Below are 19,107 nucleotides of genomic sequence, written 5' to 3' on the forward strand. Positions count from 1 at the left end.
CATGAGCGTCATCGACGGCCAGGTGACTCCTGGTCCCGGTGGGCTGTGCCAGAAGGGCTGGACGGCCGGAGAACTGCTGCGCCATCCAGGCCGCCTCACCACGCCCCTGCTGCACGGCTCGCCCGTCTCGTGGGACGAGGCGCTGGACTTCGTCGCTACCCGGATCAAGGAGTTCGAGCCCGACGAGGTCGCCGTGTTCGGCGGCGGCGGGCTCACCAACGAGAAGGCGTACCTGCTCGGCAAGTTCGCGCGGGTCGCCCTGAAGACCTCGCAGATCGACTACAACGGCCGGTTCTGCATGTCCTCGGCCGCCGCCGCGGGCAACAAGGCGTTCGGGCTCGACCGCGGCATGCCGTTCCCGCTCAGCGACCTCAAGACCGCCGACACGATCCTGCTGGCCGGATCCAACCCGGCCGAGACGATGCCGCCGTTCCTCCGGCACCTGGAGGGCGCGCGGCTGATCGTCATCGACCCGCGGCGCACGCCGACCGCCGAGCGCGCGACGTTGCACCTGCAGCCGGCACCGGGCACGGACCTCGCGCTGGCGCTGGGACTGCTGCACACCGCGGTCATCGAGGGCGTGATCGACAAGGAGTACATCTCCGAGCGCACCACCGGTTTCGACGACGCGTGGCGGGTCGCGGCGCAGTGGTGGCCGGAGCACACCGAACGCGTCACGGGTGTCTCCGCCGCTGATCAGCGCGCTGCCGTGCACATGCTCGCCGGAAAGTCGTACATCCTGACCGGTCGTGGCACCGAACAGCACGCGTCCGGCACCGACAACGTCTCCGCCTGGATCAACCTGGCGCTCGCGCTGGGCCTGCCGGGTCGCGTCGGGTCCGGTTACGGCTGCCTGACCGGGCAGGGCAACGGCCAGGGCGGCCGCGAGCACGGGCAGAAGGCCGACCAGCTGCCCGGTTACCGCAAGCTCGACGATCCCGCGGCGCGCCAGCACATCATGGAGGTCTGGGGCGTCGACTGGCTGCCCGGCGTCGGTCGCAGCGCGTACGAGCTGCTGAACGCCGACGACCTCAAGGCGATGCTGGTGTTCGGCAGCAACCCGGTGGTGTCGGCGCCGCGCGCGTCCGGGGTGGCCGATCGCCTGCGCGCGCTGGACCTGCTGGTGGTCGCGGACTTCGTGATGTCCGAGACCGCCGAGATGGCCGACGTCGTGTTCCCGGTGACGCAGTGGGCCGAGGAGGACGGCACGATGACCAACCTCGAAGGCCGGATCATCAGGCGCCGCAAGGCACTCGACCCGCCACCCGGTGTCCGCAGCGACCTGGAGCTGATCAACGGTCTGGCTTCCCGCCTCGGTGTCACCGGGTTCCCGACCGAGCCGCGCGTGGTGTTCGACGAGCTGCGGCGTGCTTCCGAGGGCGGTCTGTCCGACTACTCCGGCATCACCTACGAGCGGCTGGAGTCCGAGCAGCTGCACTGGCCGGTGCCGTCCGTTGAACATCCAGGCACGCCAAGGCTTTTCCTCGACCGGTTCGCGCACGCCGACGGGCTCGCGCGGTTCGTCCCGGTCGACCACAAGGGTCCGGCGGAGCCGCCGGACGAGGAGTTCCCGTTGCAGGCCACCACCGGGCGGGTCCTGCAGCACTACCAGTCGGGTGCGCAGACGCGGCGGATCGGCGAGCTGGTGAAGGCCGTTCCCGAGATGTACGTGGAAGTGCACCCGGACACAGCTTCGCGCGCGGGCCTCGCTTCCGGTGAGCCCGCGCACGTCGTGTCCAGGCGGGGCCGAGTGACGGCGGTCGTGCGGTGCGTGCCGAGCATGCGCGCCGACGCGGTGTTCCTGCCGTTCCACTTCCCCGGTGAGGGGCGGGCGAACCTGCTCACCAACCCCGCGCTCGATCCCACGAGCCGGATGCCCGAGTTCAAGGTCTGCGCGGTTCGATTGGAGCGGGCATGAGGCGAGTCGTGATCGTGGGTTACGGCATGGCGGGTGCGCGGCTGGCGGACGAGCTGCGCCGCCGTGACCAGGACATCTCCATCACCGTCATCGGTGCCGAGCCGCACGCCGCGTACAACCGCGTGCTGCTCTCGACCGTGGTCGCGGGCACCATGACGCCTTCGGCGACGCAGTTGCACGACGAGAAGTGGGCGGCCGAGCACAACATCGACCTGTGCCTCGGCCACGAGGTCGTCGAACTCGATCGAGCGTCACGCACAGTGACGGTCGAGCGCACGCGGGGAGCTTTCGTTCGTTCTGAGTGCACGCGGGGGCCCCGCGTGCCCCAGGAGGAAACGGGGGACTCCCGCGTTACCTTCGCGTACGACGCGTTGGTGCTGGCTACTGGGAGTACGCCGTGGGTACCGCCGGCTGAGGGGCTGGTCGAGGACGGGCGGCTGGCGGAGGGGGTCGTCGCGTTCCGGACGCTCGACGACTGCGCGGAGATCGAGGCCAAGGCGCACAAGGGTGCGCCGGTCGCCGTGCTGGGCGGCGGGCTGCTCGGCATCGAGGCCGCGCGGGGCCTGGCCGGGCGCGGGTGCCTGGTCACCGTCGTGCACCCGGTCGGCCACCTGATGGAACGCCAGCTCGACCCCGGCGCCGGCGGAGTCCTCGCCCGCACGCTCGGTCAGCTCGGCATCGAGTTCAAGCTGAACGCGCTGGCCGCCAAGTACCTGCCCGGCGACGGGCTGATCCTCGACGACGGCACTCATGTGCCCGCCGAGCTCGTCGTGGTGTCGGCCGGTGTGCGCGCCGAGACGTCGTTGGCGGTCCAGGCGGGTCTGGAGGTCGACCGCGGCATCGTCGTGGACGACGCGTTGCGCACCAGCGATCCGCGCATCCACGCGATCGGCGACTGCGCGCAGCACCCCGGCACGGTGTCCGGCCTGGTGCAGCCCGCGTGGGACCAGGCCGCGGTGCTCGCCGACCGGCTGACCGGCGTGAACCCGGCGGCCCGGTACCGCGGGACTTCCGTCGTGACGCGGCTGAAGGCACGTGACGTGGATCTCGCGGCGCTGGGTGACGTGCACACCGATGTGGACTGCCCGGACGCGGAAGTCCTGTGCTTCCAGGAACCTTCGCGCGGCCGCTACGCGAAGCTCGTGCTGCGCGACGACCGGGTGGCGGGCGCGATCGTGCTCGGCGCACCGGACGCCGCCGCCACCATCACCCAGCTCTACGACCGCGGCATCCCCGCCCCGACGGACCGGCTGGCGCTGCTGCTGGGCCGTGCGCTGCCCGCCGAGGCCGCGTCACCGGCCGATCTGCCGTCCAGTGCGGTGATCTGCCGCTGCAACACCGTCTCCAAGGGACAGATCGTGTCGGCGTGGCGGGCAGGCGCGGAGTCGTTGCCGCAGCTGGCCGAAGCGACACGGGCGACCACGGGCTGTGGTGGCTGCAAGGACGCGGTGTGCGGGCTGCTCGACTGGCTCGGGGCCTCACAACCGGCCTCGGCGTGATGTGCGGCGGAGTTGCCTCCGCCGTCATCGACCAGAACAACTCGGTAATCCGAGGTTCTTAGCTTTTCCGGCAGTTGCCGAACCCCTGTGGAGGACATAGATGAGCCGCTGGATCGAGCACTGGGAGCCGGAGAAGCCCGAGTTCTGGGAGAGCACCGGCAAGCGGATCGCGCGCAAGAACCTCGCGTTGTCCATCTTCGCGGAGAACCTCGGGTTCAGCGTGTGGGTGCTGATGAGCATCGTGGTCGTCAGCCTCGGCTCGGTCGGCTTCAAGTTCAGCGTCGGCCAGCAGTTCTGGCTGCTGATCGTGCCGAACCTGGTCGGCTCGCTGCTGCGGGTGCCCTACACGTTCGCGGTGCCGAAGTTCGGCGGGCGGCTGTGGACCACGATCAGCGCCAGCCTGCTGCTGATCCCGACCGGGATGCTCGCGTACGCCGTGACGACGCCGGGCACGTCCTACGGGTTCTTCCTGCTCACTTCGGCCCTGACGGGCCTCGGTGGCGGCAACTTCTCGTCGTCGATGGCGAACATCTCGTTCTTCTACCCCGAGGGCAAGAAGGGCCTGGCGCTCGGCCTGAACGCGGCCGGTGGCAACCTCGGTGTCGCGGTCACCCAGCTCATCGTGCCGATCGTCATCAGCATCGGCACCGGGATCCACCTCGCCTACGCGGCGCTGATCTGGATGCCGTTCATCGTGCTGGCCACGGTGCTCGCGTGGTTCTTCATGGACAGCCTCACGCAGGCCAAGCCGGACGGTCAGTCCTACAAGAAGGCGCTGTCCAACCGGCACACCTGGGTGATGTCGTTCCTCTACATCGGCACGTTCGGTTCGTTCATCGGGTACTCGTTCGCGTTCCCGTCGCTGATCAAGATCAGCTTCGTCGACTACAAGTCCTGGGTGTCGCTCGCGTTCCTCGGTGCGCTGATCGGCTCCATCGCCCGACCGGCCGGTGGGTGGCTGGCGGACCGGATCGGTGGCGCGAAGGTGACGCTCGCCACGTTCGTCGGCCTGGGCATCGGCACGATCGGCGTCATGGTCAGCGTGGACGCGAAGAGCTTCCCGCTGTTCTTCGCCTCGTTCATCCTGCTGTTCATCCTCGCGGGCGTCGGCAACGGCTCGACGTACCGGATGATCCCGGCGATCTTCAAGACCCAGGTCGACGACGACAAGTCGGCCAAGCGCCAGGCCGCCGCGGTGGTCGGCATCGCGGGCGCGATCGGTGCCGCGGGTGGCGTGCTGGTGAACCTCGTCTTCAAGTTCTCGCTCGAAGGCTCGAAGACGCTGACGCCCGCGCTGACCGCGATCCTGGTCTTCTACGCGCTCTGCCTCGCCACCACGTGGTGGTTCTACCTGCGGCGCAACGTGTTCGCCACGCGGCCGTCGCTCGCCTACGCGGGCGTGTGACGCACAACGCACTGACCTGCGAAGAGAGTTTCCTTTAACACCCGCGAAATGTTGCGGAACTTGGGATGACACACCGCCCGGTGAGCATAGCTGGGCGGAAGGAGGAGATGCCCGATGACTCAGACGCTGGTCGTGATCGGCAACGGCATGGTCGGCCACCGGCTCGTCGAGATCCTCCGTGACTCGTCCTGGCGGATCGTCGTGTTCGGTGAGGAGTCCCGGCCCGCGTACGACCGAGTCGCGTTGTCGTCCTATGTGGACACCTGGAACTCGGCCGACCTGGAGCTGACGCCGTTGACCGGCTGTGAGCTCCGGCTCGGCGAGAAGGCCGTGTCGGTCGACCGGGAACGCCGTGTTGTCGTCGGCGCTTCCGGTGTCGAAGTCCAGTACGACGCTCTCGTGCTGGCCACGGGCTCGGTGCCGTTCGTGCCGCCGGTTCCCGGTCGAGACCTGCCCGGTTGCCACGTGTACCGGACGATCGACGACCTGGACGAGATCCGGGCGACGGTGCAGGCCGCCGACCGGCCGGGACGCCACTCCGGCATGGTGCTCGGCGGTGGCCTGCTCGGCCTGGAGGCGGCCAACGCGCTGCGCGGCATGGGCGTGTCGCCGCACGTCGTGGAGCTGGCGCCGCGGCTGATGCCGATCCAGGTCGACGAGGGTGGTGCCGGGCTGCTCAAGCGGCTGGTCGAGAAGCTCGACCTGACCGTGCACACCGGCACGTCCGCGTCCTCCATCGAACGGGACGGCTCGCGGTTGATCGCCAAGCTGGCCAACGGGCTGGAGCTCGACCTGGACGTGGTGGTGTTCAGCGCCGGCATCCGGCCGCGCACCGACCTCGACCTGGGGCTGGAGCTCGGGCCGCGGGGTGGTTACCTGGTCGACTCCGCCTGCCGGACCGCCGATCCGCGCGTGTTCGCGATCGGCGAGTGCGCTGCCGTCGAGGGCGTGGCCTACGGGTTGGTCGCTCCCGGTTACGCGATGGCCGAGGTCGTCGCTGACCAGCTCTCCGGTGGTACCAAGGTGTTCCCCGGTGCGGACGTCTCGACCAAGCTGAAGCTGCTCGGGGTGGACGTGGCGTCGTTCGGTGACGCGCACGCCGTCACCGAGGGTGCGCTGGAAGTCGTCGTCAACAACGCGGTCGCCGGCACCTACAGCAAGCTCGTCGTGTCGGATGACGCGAAGACTCTCCTGGGTGGCGTGCTCGTCGGTGACGCCTCGGCGTACCCGTCGCTGCGGCCGTTGGTGGGCAAGGAAGTTCCGGCGGCGCTGCTGCAGCCGGGTGGGTCCGTCGACGTCGAGATGCCCGCCGACGCCCAGGTCTGCTCGTGTCACGCGGTCACCAAGCAGACGATCACCGACGCGATCCAGTCCGGGGTCGCGTGCGACGTCGCCGAGCTCAAGGCGTGCACCAAGGCCGGCACGGGCTGCGGCTCGTGCGTGCCGATGCTCAAGAAGCTGCTGACCGACTGCGGTGTCGAGCAGTCCAAGGCGTTGTGCGAGCACTTCACCTACTCGCGGGCGGAGCTGTTCGAGATCGTCCGGGCGACCCGGATCACGACGTTCACCGCGCTGATCGAGAAGCACGGTTCCGGTCGTGGCTGCGACATCTGCAAGCCCGCCGTGGCCTCGATCCTCGCGTCGCTCAACAACGGGCACATCCTCGGCGAGGCGCAGGTCTCGTTGCAGGACACCAACGACAGGTTCCTGGCGAACCTGCAGCGCAACGGCACGTACTCGGTCGTGCCGCGCATCCCCGGCGGAGAGATCACGCCGGAGAAGCTGATCGTCATCGGTGAGGTGGCGCGCGACTTCGGCCTCTACACCAAGATCACCGGCGGTCAGCGCATCGACCTGTTCGGCGCGACCGTGGACCAGCTGCCGCAGATCTGGCGCCGGCTCGTCGACGCGGGCTTCGAGTCCGGCCACGCGTACGGAAAGGCGTTGCGCACGGTCAAGTCCTGCGTCGGCACGACCTGGTGCCGGTACGGCGTCCAGGACTCGGTGGGCCTGGCGATCGAGCTGGAGCTGCGCTACCGCGGCCTGCGTTCGCCGCACAAGCTCAAGTCGGCCGTCTCCGGGTGCGCACGTGAGTGTGCGGAGGCGCGCGGCAAGGACTTCGGTGTCATCGCGACCGAGAACGGCTGGAACCTCTACGTGGGTGGCAACGGCGGCTTCACCCCGCGCCACGCAGACCTGCTCGTGTCCGATGTGGACACCGAGACGCTGATCAAGGTCATCGACCGGTTCCTGATGTTCTACATCCGCACCGCGGACCGGTTGCAGCGCACCTCGGCGTGGCTCGAAGGGCTCGACGGCGGGCTCGACCACCTGCGCGAGGTCGTGGTCGACGACAAGCTCGGCATCTGCGACGAGCTGGAGGCCGCGATGGCGGCGCACGTCTCCGACTACGCCGACGAATGGCGTGGTGTGCTGGAGGATCCGGAGAAGCTGGCGCGGTTCACCTCGTTCGTGAACGCGCCCGGCACTCCCGACCCCACGATCTCGTTCCGCGCTGAGCGTGGTCAGCGCGTTCCTGTCCAGCTCGGGATTCCGGAGGTCGTCAGGTGACCGTCGTCTGTGACTTTGAGAGGTTGCGTCCGGAGCAGGGTGTCGCGGCTTTGCTGCCCGACGGCACGCAGGTGGCGGTGTTCCTGACCGCCGACGGTTCGCTGCACGCGTTGGACAACATCGACCCGTTCAGCGGCGCCGCCGTGCTGTCGCGCGGCATCGTGGGCGACCGCGGTGGCGTTCCCGTCGTGGTGTCACCGGTCTACAAGCAGGCGTTCGAGCTGGCGACCGGCAAGTGCCTGGACGAACCGTCGGTGTCCGTTGCGGTGCATCAAGTGCGCGTGCGTGACGGCGTCGTGGAGCTGCCATGACGGGGCCGCTGGCGGGCTTCACCATCGGCGTCACCGCGGCCCGTCGCGCCGACGAGCTCATCGCCATGCTGGAACGCAAGGGCGCGTCGGTCATCCACGGCCCGGCGATCCGCATCGTGCCGCTGCCCGACGACGCCGATCTGCACCAGGCCACGTCGCAGCTGGTCGCGGCACCGGTCGACGTCGTCGTGGCGACCACCGCGATCGGCTTCCGCGGCTGGTTCGAGGCCGCCGAGGGGTGGGGGCTGGCCAGCCGCCTGCACCGCGCCCTGTCGTCGGCCGTCGTGCTGCCGCGCGGCCCGAAGGCGAAGGGCGCGGTCCGGGCGGCCGGCCTGGTCGAGACCTGGTCGCCGACGTCCGAGTCGAACGCCGAGCTGCTGCAGTACCTGCTGCGGATGGGCGTTTCCGGCAAGCGCGTGGCCGTTCAGCTGCACGGTGAACCGCTGCCGGACTTCGTGAACACCCTGCGGGCCGCCGGGGCCGACGTCGTCGAGATTCCCGTCTACCGGTGGGAGCCGCCCGCTGACATCCGCCCGTTGGAGCAGCTGATCGACGCCGTGCTGGCCGGTCAGGTGGACGCGCTGACGTTCACCAGCGCACCGGCCGCGTCCTCGGTGCTGCGGACCGCCGGTCCCCGGTACGGGGAACTGGTGGAGGCGTTGCGGCGCAACGTGCTCGTGGTCGGCGTCGGTGCGATCACCGCGGGGCCGCTCGTGGCCGCCGGGATTCCGGTCGTGCAGCCCGTCCGGTCGCGGATCGGGTCGATGGTGCGGGAGCTGACCGTTGAGCTGCCGTCGCGCGCCACCCGGTTGCGGATCGCCTCCCGGGACATGGAGATGCGGGCTCAGGCCGTGGTGATCGACGGTGAGCTGCGGCCGGTGGCTCCGGCTCCGATGGCGGTGCTGCGCACGTTGGTCGCCGCTCGCGGACGGGTGGTTTCCCGGCAGGACCTGTTGGCCGCCTTGCCTTCCGGTGGGGAGGAGCACGCGGTCGAGACGGCCATCGGCCGGTTGCGGACCGCGCTGGGATCGCCGCAGATGGTGTGCACGGTGGTCAAGCGCGGCTATCGACTTGCGATGGAGCCTGCATGAAGCTGGTGTTGGCGTTTCACGGCACCCGTGATCCGCGCGGGGCCGTGGTCTGCTCGGAGATCGCCTCTTCCGTTCAGACCTTTGTGGACGTTCCGGTCGAGGTCGCCTACGCCGACGTCCGCCAGCCCGATGTCCGGTCGGTTGTGGACGGACCCTGTGTCGTCGTGCCGGTGTTCCTGGCTGCCGGGTACCACGTCCGGGTCGACATTCCCGCGCAGATCGGGACTCGGTCCGACGTGGTGCTGACCTCGCCGCTCGGGGCGGACGCGGTGCCTGCTCTGCGGGATCGGATGCGGGAGGCCGGGGTCCGGCGCGGGGACGTGGTGGTGTTCGCCGCGGCCGGGTCTTCCGATGCCCGGGCGTTGGCGGACGTTCGTCGTGCTGCCCGGATGGTGGGGGCTTCGGCCATCGGGTACGTGGCCACTGCTTCGCCTCGGGTGGCTGATGTCGTCGCCGGCGTTCGGGGGCTGGGGCGGCGAGTGGCTGTTGCTTCCTGGCTTCTGGCGCCCGGGGTGTTTCACGGGGCGTTGGCCGGATGTGGGGCGGATCTGGTTTCCGAGCCCATCGGGGCGCATCCGCTTGTGGTCGAGGCCTTGGTGCGGAAGTACTTCTCGGCTCGGGCCGGGCTGTTGCGGTCGGCTTGACGTCGTGTGGGGTGATCTCGTCACGGGACCACCCCACAGGGGCTACCAGAGGCCTGGGAGCTCTTCCTTGCGGGCGTCTTCCCAGCGGTACTCGCGGAGGTTCACCTTGCCGTCGAGGTTGGGGACGCCCTCCTCGTGCAGCAGCTGGAGCTGGGTGTCCCGCAGGTGCGGCGCGCAGGTGCCGTCGGCCTTGAGGACTCGTTGCCACGGGAGGTCGTGGCCGTCCTCGTTGAGGATGCGGCCGACCAGCCGCGGTGACGGGGCCTTCGCGAGATCAGCGATGTCGCCGTAGGTGGCGACACGTCCGCGTGGGATGGCCTTGATGAAGTCGCGGATCCGCTCGTGGATCTCTTCGTCCATCCTTCGAGTTTAGCCAAAGCACCTGGTCGGAAGTTCCGTCCGTGACGGGCGCACGAACGCGGCGCGCCAGGTGCTCGATGAAGGGCTCCTTCTTCCACCTCAGGTGCAGGAAGGAGCCCTTCATCGACGGCGAACGCGCGTAGGGCTTGGCCCGATGCTTAGAGGCGCTGGGCCCAGGTGGCCACCACGGCTTGGTAGTCGGGGGCGTTCGGGGCGTAGTTGATGGAGTGGCCGTAGCCGCTGAGCAGGTAGGTGTCGAGGGTGGGGGCGGACGGGTAGAACGGGGACTCGTCGGCTTTGAGGGCGGCGGGGGATGAGCAGTCGCTGCCCATCAGGGGGATGCCGGAGCTGCAGAAGTGGTGGTCCTCGCCCAGGACTACGAGGACCGGGACGTTGATGTTGCGGGAGATCGGGATGATGACGTTGTTCAGGAGGATGGTGTCCACGGCCTCGGTGGCGGCGAAGACGTCCTTCGTGGACTCGTCGTAGGCGATGGCGCCTTCGACCAGCGGGCCAGGGGCGTGGAACGAGTTGTAGCGGGTGTCCGGCATGGTGGTGAGGTAACCGGCGTCCAGGCCTGCGGGGATCATGTTGGCCATGACCGGGAGAACGGTTATGTCGTTCATCTTGTGCGTGAAGCCGGTCACCAGGACGCCGTTCACGTCGCGGTAGGTGCCTGCTTCGATCAGGGCCATGGCCGAGCCGATGGAGTGGCCCCCGACGACGACCTCGGGGAACTGGGATTTCACGGCCTGGATCACCTGGTGGACGGCGCTCGCCTCGGTGGAGGCGGTGACGGAGGTGCTCAGCGGTTTGGAGCTTTGGCCGGTGCCCAGGCGGTCCAGGGCCAGGGTGGCGAAGCCCGCGGCGTTCTGGGATCGGGTGAACGAGCGGGTTTCCGGTTCGAAGCCGATGTCCCAGTACGTCCGGTCGTAGGTGCCGCCGGGGATCAGGACCTGGATCGTGGTGGCACCGGTGGGGACGCACAGCCTGCCGGCCATGGTTTCCAGCGAGGTGACCAGCGGGGCCAGTTGGATCCGCACCGGGTAGGTGACGTCCTGGCAGGACACGGCGGCGGAGGCGGGTTGTGGGGCTAGCAGTGTTCCGGTGGCGAGCAGGGTCGCGGCGCACAACCGGCGGAAACGCATGGGAGAGGACCTCCAAGCTAGTTTCGGGGGACGGCCTTCATCAGCAGGCCGCTGGGGTACGGGGCGGACGTGAACTTCACGCGCGCCGGACGGGTGGGAACGAGACGCCAGCGGCTCGCGATGGTGGCGAGCGTGATGACGATCTCGGTGGTGGCGAAGGTGTTGCCCAGGCATTGGCGGTTGCCGCCGCCGAACGGGACGAACGCGCCGCGCGGGAGCGAGGCGGTGAAGGAAGGGGTCCAGCGGTCCGGCGAGAAGCGCCGGGGGTCTGGGAAGTAACGCTCGTCGTGGTGCAGGGCGTGCGGGCTGATGATCACCTCGGTGCCTGCCGGGAGGTGGGCGTCGCCCAGCTGGACCTCGGTGAGGGTTCGGCGCATCACGAACCAGATCGGGTAGTGGCGCAGGGTTTCCTGCACGATCTGGGTGGTGTACGGCAGGGCCTCCACGTCGGCGAAAGCAGGTGGGCGGCCGGCCAGCACCGAGTCGAGCTCGGTGTGCAGGCGGTGTTCGATCTCCGGGTTGTTGCCGACCTCGTACAGGGCCCAGGCCAGGGCGATCGCGGTGGTCTCGATGCCGGCGGTCAGCAGGGTCAGGACCTCGTCGTAGGTCTGCTGGTCGGTCATGCCCGCCAACAGCAGTGTGGACAGGACGTCGCCGTGGTCGGTGCCGTCGGCGCGCCAGCTCTCGATCACCTGCTGCACAACGGTTTTCATGCGGGCGATGGCCGTGTCGAACTCGCGGTTGCCCGGCAGCGGGAGCTTTTCGACGAACGACGGGGACAGAGCGCGGATCATGCCCTGCTGGATGACGGTGAAGATGGACCGGCGGACCTCCTCGACCGCGCGGGCGCCGATCTCCGTCGAGAAGAGCGTCTCACCGACGACGGTGACCGCGAGCTCCTGCATGTCGTTCTCGACGACGCGGACTTCGCCCGGCTGCCAGCGCGCGGCCAGCCCGGCAGCAGCACGAGCCATTGTCGGGGCGTAGTTTTCGATCCGTTCCCGGTGGAACGCCGGTTGCATCAGCCGGCGCTGGCGCAGGTGGTGCTCGCCGTTCGACAGCAGCAGACCGGTCCCCAGGTACGGCTGGAACTTGTCGAACATCGCGCCCTTGCGGAACTTCGAGCCCTGGGACACCAGCACTTCGTGGGTGAGCGCGGCGTCCGTGACGAAGTACGCGTGCAGCGGGCCGAGATCCAGGCGCACCACGTCGCCGTGCTGGTGCAGCGCGTCGGTGAACCTGGCGCGCTGGATGAGCATCGCCGGGGTGTGCCCTAGTAACGGCCAGCGGCGGGGAGCCACCGGGACGGGCATCCAGACTCCTGAAGAGTTGGGCCGGATGGGGACGGACCACCCTAGGAGCCGTTTGGGGGAAGACGACAGTGCCCGATCGGGTGGTTCCAGGGTCACTCTTCTGGTTCAGCGCGTGGGTCGCTCGGGTGACTAAGCTCGTGCGTCTTCCTCCGAACCGCACACGAACCGGAGAGGTGTGCACCGTGGCAGAGCCCCGGAGTTGGGTGCCCCTCGGCATCGACACCACCGTGCCGAGCATGGCCCGCGTCTACGACTACATCCTCGGCGGCGCCCACAACTTCGCCGCCGACCGGCAGGTCGGGACCCAGATCGAGAAGCTCGTGCCCGGACTGCGCAGCGTCGCCCGGCTCAACCGGCGGTTCCTCGGCCGGGCGGTGAACTTCCTGCTGGGACAAGGCGTTCGGCAGTTCCTCGACATCGGGTCCGGCATTCCGACGGTCGCGAACGTGCACCAGGTCGCGCAGGAACGCGACCCCGGCGCGCGGGTCGTCTACGTCGACAAGGATCCCGTTGCCGTGGCCCACAGCCAATTGATGTTGGCTGACAACGAGAACACGGCGATCGTGCAGGCTGACATGCGCGATCCCGAGGCCGTGCTGTCGAGTCCCGAGCTCACCGGGCTGCTGCGGTTCGACGAGCCGATCGGGCTGTTGATGCTGCTGATGCTGCACTGGGTGCCCGACGAGGACGACCCGCGGAAGCTCGTCGCCAACTACCGCGACGCACTGCCCGCCGGCAGCTTCCTCGTGATGACGCACGTCGCCAAGGACCAGATCGACGCGAGCGTCGACCAGGCCGCCGAGGTGGTCAACCGCAGCAGGAGCGTCGACCAGATGCACATGCGCACGCATGCGCAGGTCAGCGCGTTGTTCGACGGGTTTTCGCTGGTCGAGCCCGGCCTGGTCGGCTGCGGCGAGTGGCGGCCGGACGGACCCGGCGACATCGCGGACGAGGCGAGCATGAACATGTTCCTGTACGCCGGGGTCGGTCGTAAGGACTGAAACCACCCTGTAGTGTCGGAGGTTCACACTGTCGGCGCAACGGGCGTCGACTCCCGGTGGGTAGACTGCCGGGCACTCTTCAAACCCATACAGGGCAACGGGAATGACGAAACCGAGCCGAAAACCCGATGCCGCTCCACCTCAGGACACCGCCACCGTCCGTGTGCGAGAAGCCTTGGCGCGCAAGTGGAGCTACCTGATCAGCAGCGTCGTGGTGGTCGCGCTGAGCAGAGACGAGCTGGACGCTGAACTGGGCGCCCAGCTCGACGCGTTGTGCGCGGCACTGCACAACGAGCCGTTCGACCCCACTCCCTTCGAGGAGGTGGGCGAGCGGCTCGTCGCTCTCGGCTACGTCAACGAGCCGGGCCTGCGCCGGACCGTCGACGTGCTCGGCAAGGGCCTGCTGGCGCTGGACGAGTTCCGCGGCACGAGCCGGCACACGGTCCGCGTGGTCGGCGGGATCGGCGCGCTCGCGTGCGGGTTCACCGCTGCGCGGGCCCGTTCGATCCTGGACCAGCAGGAGAGCATGCAGCGCTCGTTGCTCAAGGCCGCCCACGACGCGCAACGGGACCAGCGGCACAGCGAGGCCAAGTTCGAGGGCTTCGCGTCCTCGTCGACCAACGGCGTGCTGATCGTCGGCCTCGACGGACGACTGGTCTGGGGCAACGACGCGATCGGCGAGATCATCGGACGGCCGGCGGAACCGGGCACGCGGCTGGTGGAGCTGATCGCGCCGACGTCGATCGCGGTGTTCCGCGAGATGACGGAGAAGGTGCTCGCCGAACGCGACGAGTTCGAACGGGAACCGATGCAGCTCGTGCGCGCCGACGGCGAGTTCGCCAAGGTGACGCTCACGGCGTCGTTGCTGCGCGACGACGACGGACGCGCGAGCCACGTGCTGGTGATCGTTGACGACGACACGGAACTCGCGCTGCTGCAAGGAGAACTGCGCAAGCAGTCGTTGCACGACGTGCTGACCGGGCTGCCGAACCGGCAGTTCTTCACCACGCACCTGGAAACCGTGCTGCGCCGCGCCGACCCCGAGTTCGGCGTGACGATCTTCCACCTCGACCTGGACGCGTTCGGCCTGGTGTGCAACAGCCTCGGCGCGCGGGTCGGTGAGCACCTGTTGCAGCACGTGGCGCGCCGGCTGCAGGCGCTGATGTCCCGCGAGCGGGCGATGATCGCGCGGTTCGACGGCGACGAGTTCGGCATCGTGGTGGAGAACACCGCGACCACACCGGACGTCGCCACCACGATGGCCACCATCAACGCCGACCTCGCCGAACCGACCTATGTGGACGATCACGGGCTGGCGGTGTCGGTGAGCGCGGGTGTCGTGCACCGGCCGTCACCCGACATCGACCCCGTGGAGCTGTTGCGCACGGCCGACCTGGCGTTGCGGCAGGCGAAGCGCGACCGGCGCGGCCAGTGGCAGCTGTTCCACACCAACCAGGACGCCGCGGAACGCCGGGACGCCGCGCTGGCCGTGGTGATGCCCGGCGCGTGGGAGCAGGGTGACATCGGCGTGCGCTACCAGCCCGTCCGCGTGCTGGCGACCGGTGAGCTGGCCGGCGTCGAGGCCGTCCTGCACTGGGATCTCTCGGACCGGCCCGCCGAACTCGCGAACTCCAGCGGCATCATCCTGCCGATGGGCGAGTGGCTGATGCGGATCGCGGCGGGCCAGGCGCAGTGGTGGCGGCAGCGCGGCGAGCTCGACCAGCAGTTCGGCGTGCGGCTCACGCACCACCAGTCGACCGACGCGGACCTGGCGTCCCGCGTGGCGAAGGTCCTCTACGACACCGACATGCCACACGGACGACTGACGATCAGCATGCCCGTCGGCGTCCTGGACGTGGCCGAGGCGCTCGACAACATGACCACGCTGGCGGACATGGGCGTGCGGATCACGCTCGACGACTTCGGCCTCGGCCCGCGTGACCTCGCATGGCTCTCCGAGTTGCCCGTGGTGTCCGTGCTCGTGCCACCGGACCTGACACGGCGCCAGGACCCCCGCTCCGCCGCGCTGATCGCCGCGGTGCACGAGCACGGCGTGCGGATCTGCGTGAACGGCGTCGACACCGAGGCGCAGGCGAAGTGGTGGAACGACGCGGGCGCCGACCTCGCGATCGGCGCCCACTTCGGTGGCCCGCTGGACGCGGGCGAGTTCCTGAGGAACCTCTGACGCTTGCGCGACCTTCGTCGATGAAGGGCTCTTTGCTCCACCTGGTGTGGGTCAAGGGCGCCTTCATCCACGTCGCCACGCGCCTGGCGAGGCCAGATCGCACGGTGCGTGGCAGTGCGGCAGATCTGGCATGCCCGGCGGGAGCGGCGAACCCGACTGGGATGAACGGCGCATTTGTCCACCTGAGGTGAACAAATGCGCCGTTCATCGCGAGCCTGCCCGCGAAGGTCGGCGCAACGTGTCGCCGCTTGAGTTCCTGGCATTGCATGTCAGGTGGAGGAAGGAGCCCTTCATCGAGCACTCGGCGAGCTGCGGGCGGACTTCTGGCCAGGTGCTCAGACGCCGCGCTGCCACGCGATGACCGCCGCGTGGTAGGACGCGGCGTCATCGGCGTCGAAGTTGAAGACGTGCCCGTAACCGTTGACGACGAAGGCGTTCAGGCGCGGTGCCTGCGGGTAGAACGGTCGCTCGGACGCGACCAGCGCCTCAGGCGACGAGCAGTCGGCGCCGAGCGGCGGGGTGCCGCAGAAGTAGTCGGCCGACGTCTGCACCATCATCACCGGCGCCGTGATGTTGGCGCTGGCCGGAAGCACGAGGTTGGACATCAGCGCGGTGGTGACGAACTCGTTGGTCGAGACGACGTCCTTTGTGGACTCGTCGAGGTCGATCACGGCGGGGATGTTGGGGCCCGGTGCGTGGAACATGGTGTAGCGGGTGCCCGGCGCCGTGGTCAGGTAGCCGGCGTCGAGCCCGCGCAGGGCGAGCCTCGGGTCGAGTGACGCGGGGATCAGGTTGGTCAGCGCGGGCACGGCGCGGACGTAGTCCCACTGGTGCGTCATGCCGGTGATCAGCAGGCCGTCGACGTCGCGGTACGTGCCCGCCTCGACCATCGCGACGGCCGAGCCGATCGAGTGCCCGCCGAGCAGCACCTTCGCGAACCGCTCGCGCAGGTTCCCGATCACCTGGTGCACCGCCTGCGCCTGGCTGGGCACGTCGACCAGGACGCTCAGCGGTTTGGAGCTCCTGCCGGAGCCGATCCGGTCCACCGCCATGGTGGCGACGCCCGCGGCGTTCATCGCGCGGGTGACCGAACGGGTGTCGCTGTCCACGGGGATGTCCCAGTAGCCGCTGGTGTACGTGCCACCGGGGACGAGCACCTGGACCGTCGTCGCTCCTTGGGGCACGCACAGCCGGCCGTACATCACCTGCTGGACGAGTCCGAACTGGACGGGCGTGTAGACGTCCTGACAGGTGGTGTCGGCGTTCGCCGGCGCGGGCACCGGCACGAGGGCAGCGAGCAGCACGGCGGCACAGAGCCGACGGAAACGCATGGGGGAACAACCTCCAGCTAGCGGGGGACGACCTTCATCATCAGGTCGTTGGGGTAGGCCGCGTTGGTGAACTTGGTGCGCACCGGGCGGTCGGGGACCAGCCGGTGTCGGGAGCAGACCGTCGCCACCACGATGGCGATCTCGGTCAGCGCGAAGTGGTTCCCGATGCACTGGTGGATCCCGCCGCCGAACGGCACGAACGCGCCCTTCGGCAACTGCCTGACGCGTTCGGGCGTCCAGCGGTCCGGGTCGAAGCGCTCGGGGTCGGGGTAGTTCGCGGGGTCGTGGTGCATCGTGTGCGGGCTGAGGATCACCTCGGTACCCGCGGGCAGCCGGACGCCGCCGAGCTCGACCTCCTCGGCCGTGCGGCGCATGACGAGCCAGAGCGGGTACTTCCGCAGGACCTCGTTCGTCACCTGGCCGAGGTAGGTCAGCTTCGGCACGTCGTCGATCGTCACCTGGCGACCCGCCAGCACCTCGTCGACCTCCGCCAGCACCCGCCGTTCGACCTCGGGGTTGGCGGCGATCTCGTGGAAGATCCAGGCGAGCGCCAGCGCGGTGGTCTCGATACCCGCGGTCAGCAGCGTGATGACCTCGTCGAAGACCTGGTCGTCGGTCATCGGGGCGCCGGTCCCGGGATCCCTGGCGAGCAACAGCACGGAAAGCAGATCGCCGTGGTCGGTGTCGTCGTCGCGCCTGCTGTCGATCACCTCGTGCACGATCGCGCGCATCCGGGCGATCGCCTCGTCGAACTCGCGGTTGGCCGGGATGGGCAGCTTCTCGACGAACCCCGGTGAGAGCGCGCGCACGATGCCGTTCCTGATGATCACGAACACGGACCGGCGGGCTTCGTCGATCGCGCGTCTGCCGATCTCGGTGGAGAAGAGGGCCTCGCCGACGATCGTGACGGCCACGCCCTGCATGTCGGCTTCGATCCGCCGCACCTCGCCCGGTCGCCACCCCTCGACCAGCTCACGTGCCGCGCGAACCATGACGTCGGCGTAACCGGCGATCCGGTCGCGGTGGAAGGCCGGCTGCATCATCCGGCGCTGACGCAGGTGGAACGTGCCGCTCGACACCGCGAGCCCGTTGCCGACGAACGGGCGGAACTTGTCGTACATCCGGCCTTTGTGGAACTTCGGTGCATCGGTGACGAGCACCTGGTGCGTCAACTGGGGGCTGGTGACGAAATACGTCCGCATCGGCCCCAGGTGCACTTCTACGAGATCGCCTTGGCCTCGTAAATTCGCGGTGAACTCGAATCTTTTCCTGAGCATCGGCAAGGTGTGCCCGAGAAATGGCAGCCTGCCGGGCGCCACCGGGACGGACATCATCGCTCCTCGCGAGGTGGAAAGAGGTGGCCCACCATATGAGTCGTTCGGGTCAGAGAGAAGTGCCCGATCGGGTGGCGTGCGTTCACACTTGCGGCGTAGTCGTGTGCACTTTGTGCCTGACTAAGCTGGTGCGTCCGCAACCTGAAGAGGGTGGTCGCCGTGGCCGGTGAACAGAACTGGATTCCGCAGAGCGTGGACGTTTCCGTGCCCAGCGCGGCACGGGTGTACGACTACCTGCTCGGGGGTGCGCACAACTTCGCGGTCGACCGCCTGATGGGTGACAAGGCGGAGGAGATGATGCCGCACTCCCGCAGTGCGGCCAGGCTCAACCGGGCCTTCCTGCGCCGCGCGGTGCGGTTCATGGCCGAGCAGGGGGTGCGCCAGTTCCTGGACATCGGCTCCGGCATCCCCACCGTGGCCAACGTGCACGAGGTCGCGCAGGAGCACGCTCCGGGGAGCCGGGTCGTGTACGTCGACCGCGACCCGGTCGCCGTCGCGCACGGTGAGCTGATCGTCGCCGGTGTCGACGGCGTCGGCGTGGTGCAGGCCGACATGCGCGACCCGGAGAGCATCCTGAACAGCGGCGAGGTGAACCGGCTGCTCGACTTCGACCAGCCGATCGGGTTGCTGATGCTGTTCATGGTGCACTGGGTGCCGGACGACGCCGACCCGCAGGGCCTGCTCAAGCGGTACCGCGAGGCGCTGCCCAGCGGCAGCTACCTCGCGATCACGCACATGGCCGGCGATCACGTCAACGACGAGGCCAGGGCCGTGACCGACCGGATGAGCAAGGTGGGCGGCGGCGACGTCGCCTACCGCGACCGGGGCGAGATCGAAGCCTTCTTCGGTGATTTCGAACTGGTCGAACCTGGACTGGTCAAGTTCGCCGAATGGCGTCCCACCGGACCGGGTGACATCTCCGATGATCCGGCGGTGAACAGGATCGCGTTCGCGGGGGTCGGTCGAAAGCCATAGGGATAACCGATAGAGTGAGGA

At 68.9% G+C, this 19,107-nt stretch carries 15 protein-coding genes; 10 read left to right on the forward strand and 5 right to left on the reverse strand.

What is annotated here, in order from left to right:
- Position 1 precedes the first annotated feature (1 nt).
- The 7 genes from ABZV40_RS24120 to ABZV40_RS24150 all read left to right on the forward strand — a co-directional run bounded on the left by ABZV40_RS24120 (position 2) and on the right by ABZV40_RS24150 (position 9,439).
- Positions 2 to 1,918, forward strand: a complete 1,917-nt coding sequence (locus ABZV40_RS24120) for a molybdopterin oxidoreductase family protein (protein ID WP_355445773.1) — start codon at positions 2 to 4, stop codon at positions 1,916 to 1,918.
- On the forward strand, positions 1,915 to 3,417 hold the full coding sequence (locus tag ABZV40_RS24125) for an FAD-dependent oxidoreductase (protein WP_355445538.1): 1,503 nt from the start codon (positions 1,915 to 1,917) through the stop codon (positions 3,415 to 3,417). Before ABZV40_RS24120 ends, ABZV40_RS24125 begins: the two co-directional genes overlap by 4 nt.
- 100 nt (positions 3,418 to 3,517) lie before the next feature.
- Complete coding sequence (locus ABZV40_RS24130) at positions 3,518 to 4,822, forward strand: nitrate/nitrite transporter (protein WP_355445541.1); 1,305 nt, start codon at positions 3,518 to 3,520, stop codon at positions 4,820 to 4,822.
- A 114-nt stretch (positions 4,823 to 4,936) separates the two neighbouring features.
- Positions 4,937 to 7,393, forward strand: coding sequence for a nitrite reductase large subunit NirB (gene nirB / locus ABZV40_RS24135; RefSeq protein ID WP_355445544.1), 2,457 nt, complete (start codon positions 4,937 to 4,939; stop codon positions 7,391 to 7,393).
- Positions 7,390 to 7,704, forward strand: coding sequence for a nitrite reductase small subunit NirD (nirD, locus tag ABZV40_RS24140; protein WP_355445546.1), 315 nt, complete (start codon positions 7,390 to 7,392; stop codon positions 7,702 to 7,704). The genes nirB and nirD overlap by 4 nt, the downstream gene beginning before the upstream one ends.
- Positions 7,701 to 8,795 carry a uroporphyrinogen-III synthase gene (locus ABZV40_RS24145; protein WP_355445549.1) on the forward strand — a complete coding sequence of 365 codons (1,095 nt, stop codon included), beginning with the start codon at positions 7,701 to 7,703 and terminating at the stop codon, positions 8,793 to 8,795. The genes nirD and ABZV40_RS24145 overlap by 4 nt, the downstream gene beginning before the upstream one ends.
- Positions 8,792 to 9,439, forward strand: a complete 648-nt coding sequence (locus ABZV40_RS24150; RefSeq protein WP_355445552.1) for a CbiX/SirB N-terminal domain-containing protein — start codon at positions 8,792 to 8,794, stop codon at positions 9,437 to 9,439. Before ABZV40_RS24145 ends, ABZV40_RS24150 begins: the two co-directional genes overlap by 4 nt.
- Before the next feature lie 42 nt (positions 9,440 to 9,481).
- Here the strand turns inward: ABZV40_RS24150 and ABZV40_RS24155 are convergent, their stop codons facing one another.
- The 3 genes from ABZV40_RS24155 to ABZV40_RS24165 all read right to left on the reverse strand — a co-directional run bounded on the left by ABZV40_RS24155 (position 9,482) and on the right by ABZV40_RS24165 (position 12,260).
- Positions 9,482 to 9,799 (reverse strand): MGMT family protein, encoded by a 318-nt coding sequence (locus ABZV40_RS24155; RefSeq protein ID WP_355445555.1) that lies wholly within the window; start codon positions 9,797 to 9,799, stop codon positions 9,482 to 9,484.
- A 158-nt stretch (positions 9,800 to 9,957) separates the two neighbouring features.
- Positions 9,958 to 10,947 carry an alpha/beta hydrolase gene (locus ABZV40_RS24160; protein ID WP_355445557.1) on the reverse strand — a complete coding sequence of 330 codons (990 nt, stop codon included), beginning with the start codon at positions 10,945 to 10,947 and terminating at the stop codon, positions 9,958 to 9,960.
- Between the two features lie 17 nt (positions 10,948 to 10,964).
- On the reverse strand, positions 10,965 to 12,260 hold the full coding sequence (locus tag ABZV40_RS24165; RefSeq protein WP_355445560.1) for a cytochrome P450: 1,296 nt from the start codon (positions 12,258 to 12,260) through the stop codon (positions 10,965 to 10,967).
- Positions 12,261 to 12,442: 182 nt separating this feature from the next.
- On the opposite strand from ABZV40_RS24165, the gene ABZV40_RS24170 reads away from it, so the two are divergent.
- Together ABZV40_RS24170 and ABZV40_RS24175 are read left to right on the forward strand one after the other, a co-directional pair.
- Positions 12,443 to 13,261: an SAM-dependent methyltransferase gene (locus tag ABZV40_RS24170; protein ID WP_355445563.1), complete on the forward strand. Its 819-nt coding sequence runs from the start codon at positions 12,443 to 12,445 to the stop codon at positions 13,259 to 13,261.
- A gap of 163 nt (positions 13,262 to 13,424) precedes the next feature.
- Complete coding sequence (locus ABZV40_RS24175) at positions 13,425 to 15,446, forward strand: diguanylate cyclase (protein WP_355445566.1); 2,022 nt, start codon at positions 13,425 to 13,427, stop codon at positions 15,444 to 15,446.
- Between the two features lie 335 nt (positions 15,447 to 15,781).
- On the opposite strand, the gene ABZV40_RS24180 is transcribed toward ABZV40_RS24175, so the two are convergent.
- Complete coding sequence (locus tag ABZV40_RS24180; RefSeq protein WP_355445569.1) at positions 15,782 to 16,777, reverse strand: alpha/beta fold hydrolase; 996 nt, start codon at positions 16,775 to 16,777, stop codon at positions 15,782 to 15,784.
- 17 nt (positions 16,778 to 16,794) lie between these two features.
- Positions 16,795 to 18,108: a cytochrome P450 gene (locus ABZV40_RS24185; RefSeq protein WP_355445572.1), complete on the reverse strand. Its 1,314-nt coding sequence runs from the start codon at positions 18,106 to 18,108 to the stop codon at positions 16,795 to 16,797.
- Positions 18,109 to 18,270: 162 nt separating this feature from the next.
- On the opposite strand from ABZV40_RS24185, the gene ABZV40_RS24190 reads away from it, so the two are divergent.
- On the forward strand, positions 18,271 to 19,086 hold the full coding sequence (locus tag ABZV40_RS24190) for an SAM-dependent methyltransferase (RefSeq protein ID WP_355445575.1): 816 nt from the start codon (positions 18,271 to 18,273) through the stop codon (positions 19,084 to 19,086).
- Positions 19,087 to 19,107 lie beyond the last annotated feature (21 nt).

Origin of the sequence: Lentzea sp. NPDC004782, from assembly GCF_040609115.1 — a bacterium.
In the GTDB taxonomy this organism is placed as follows: Bacteria; Actinomycetota; Actinomycetes; order Mycobacteriales; family Pseudonocardiaceae; genus Lentzea.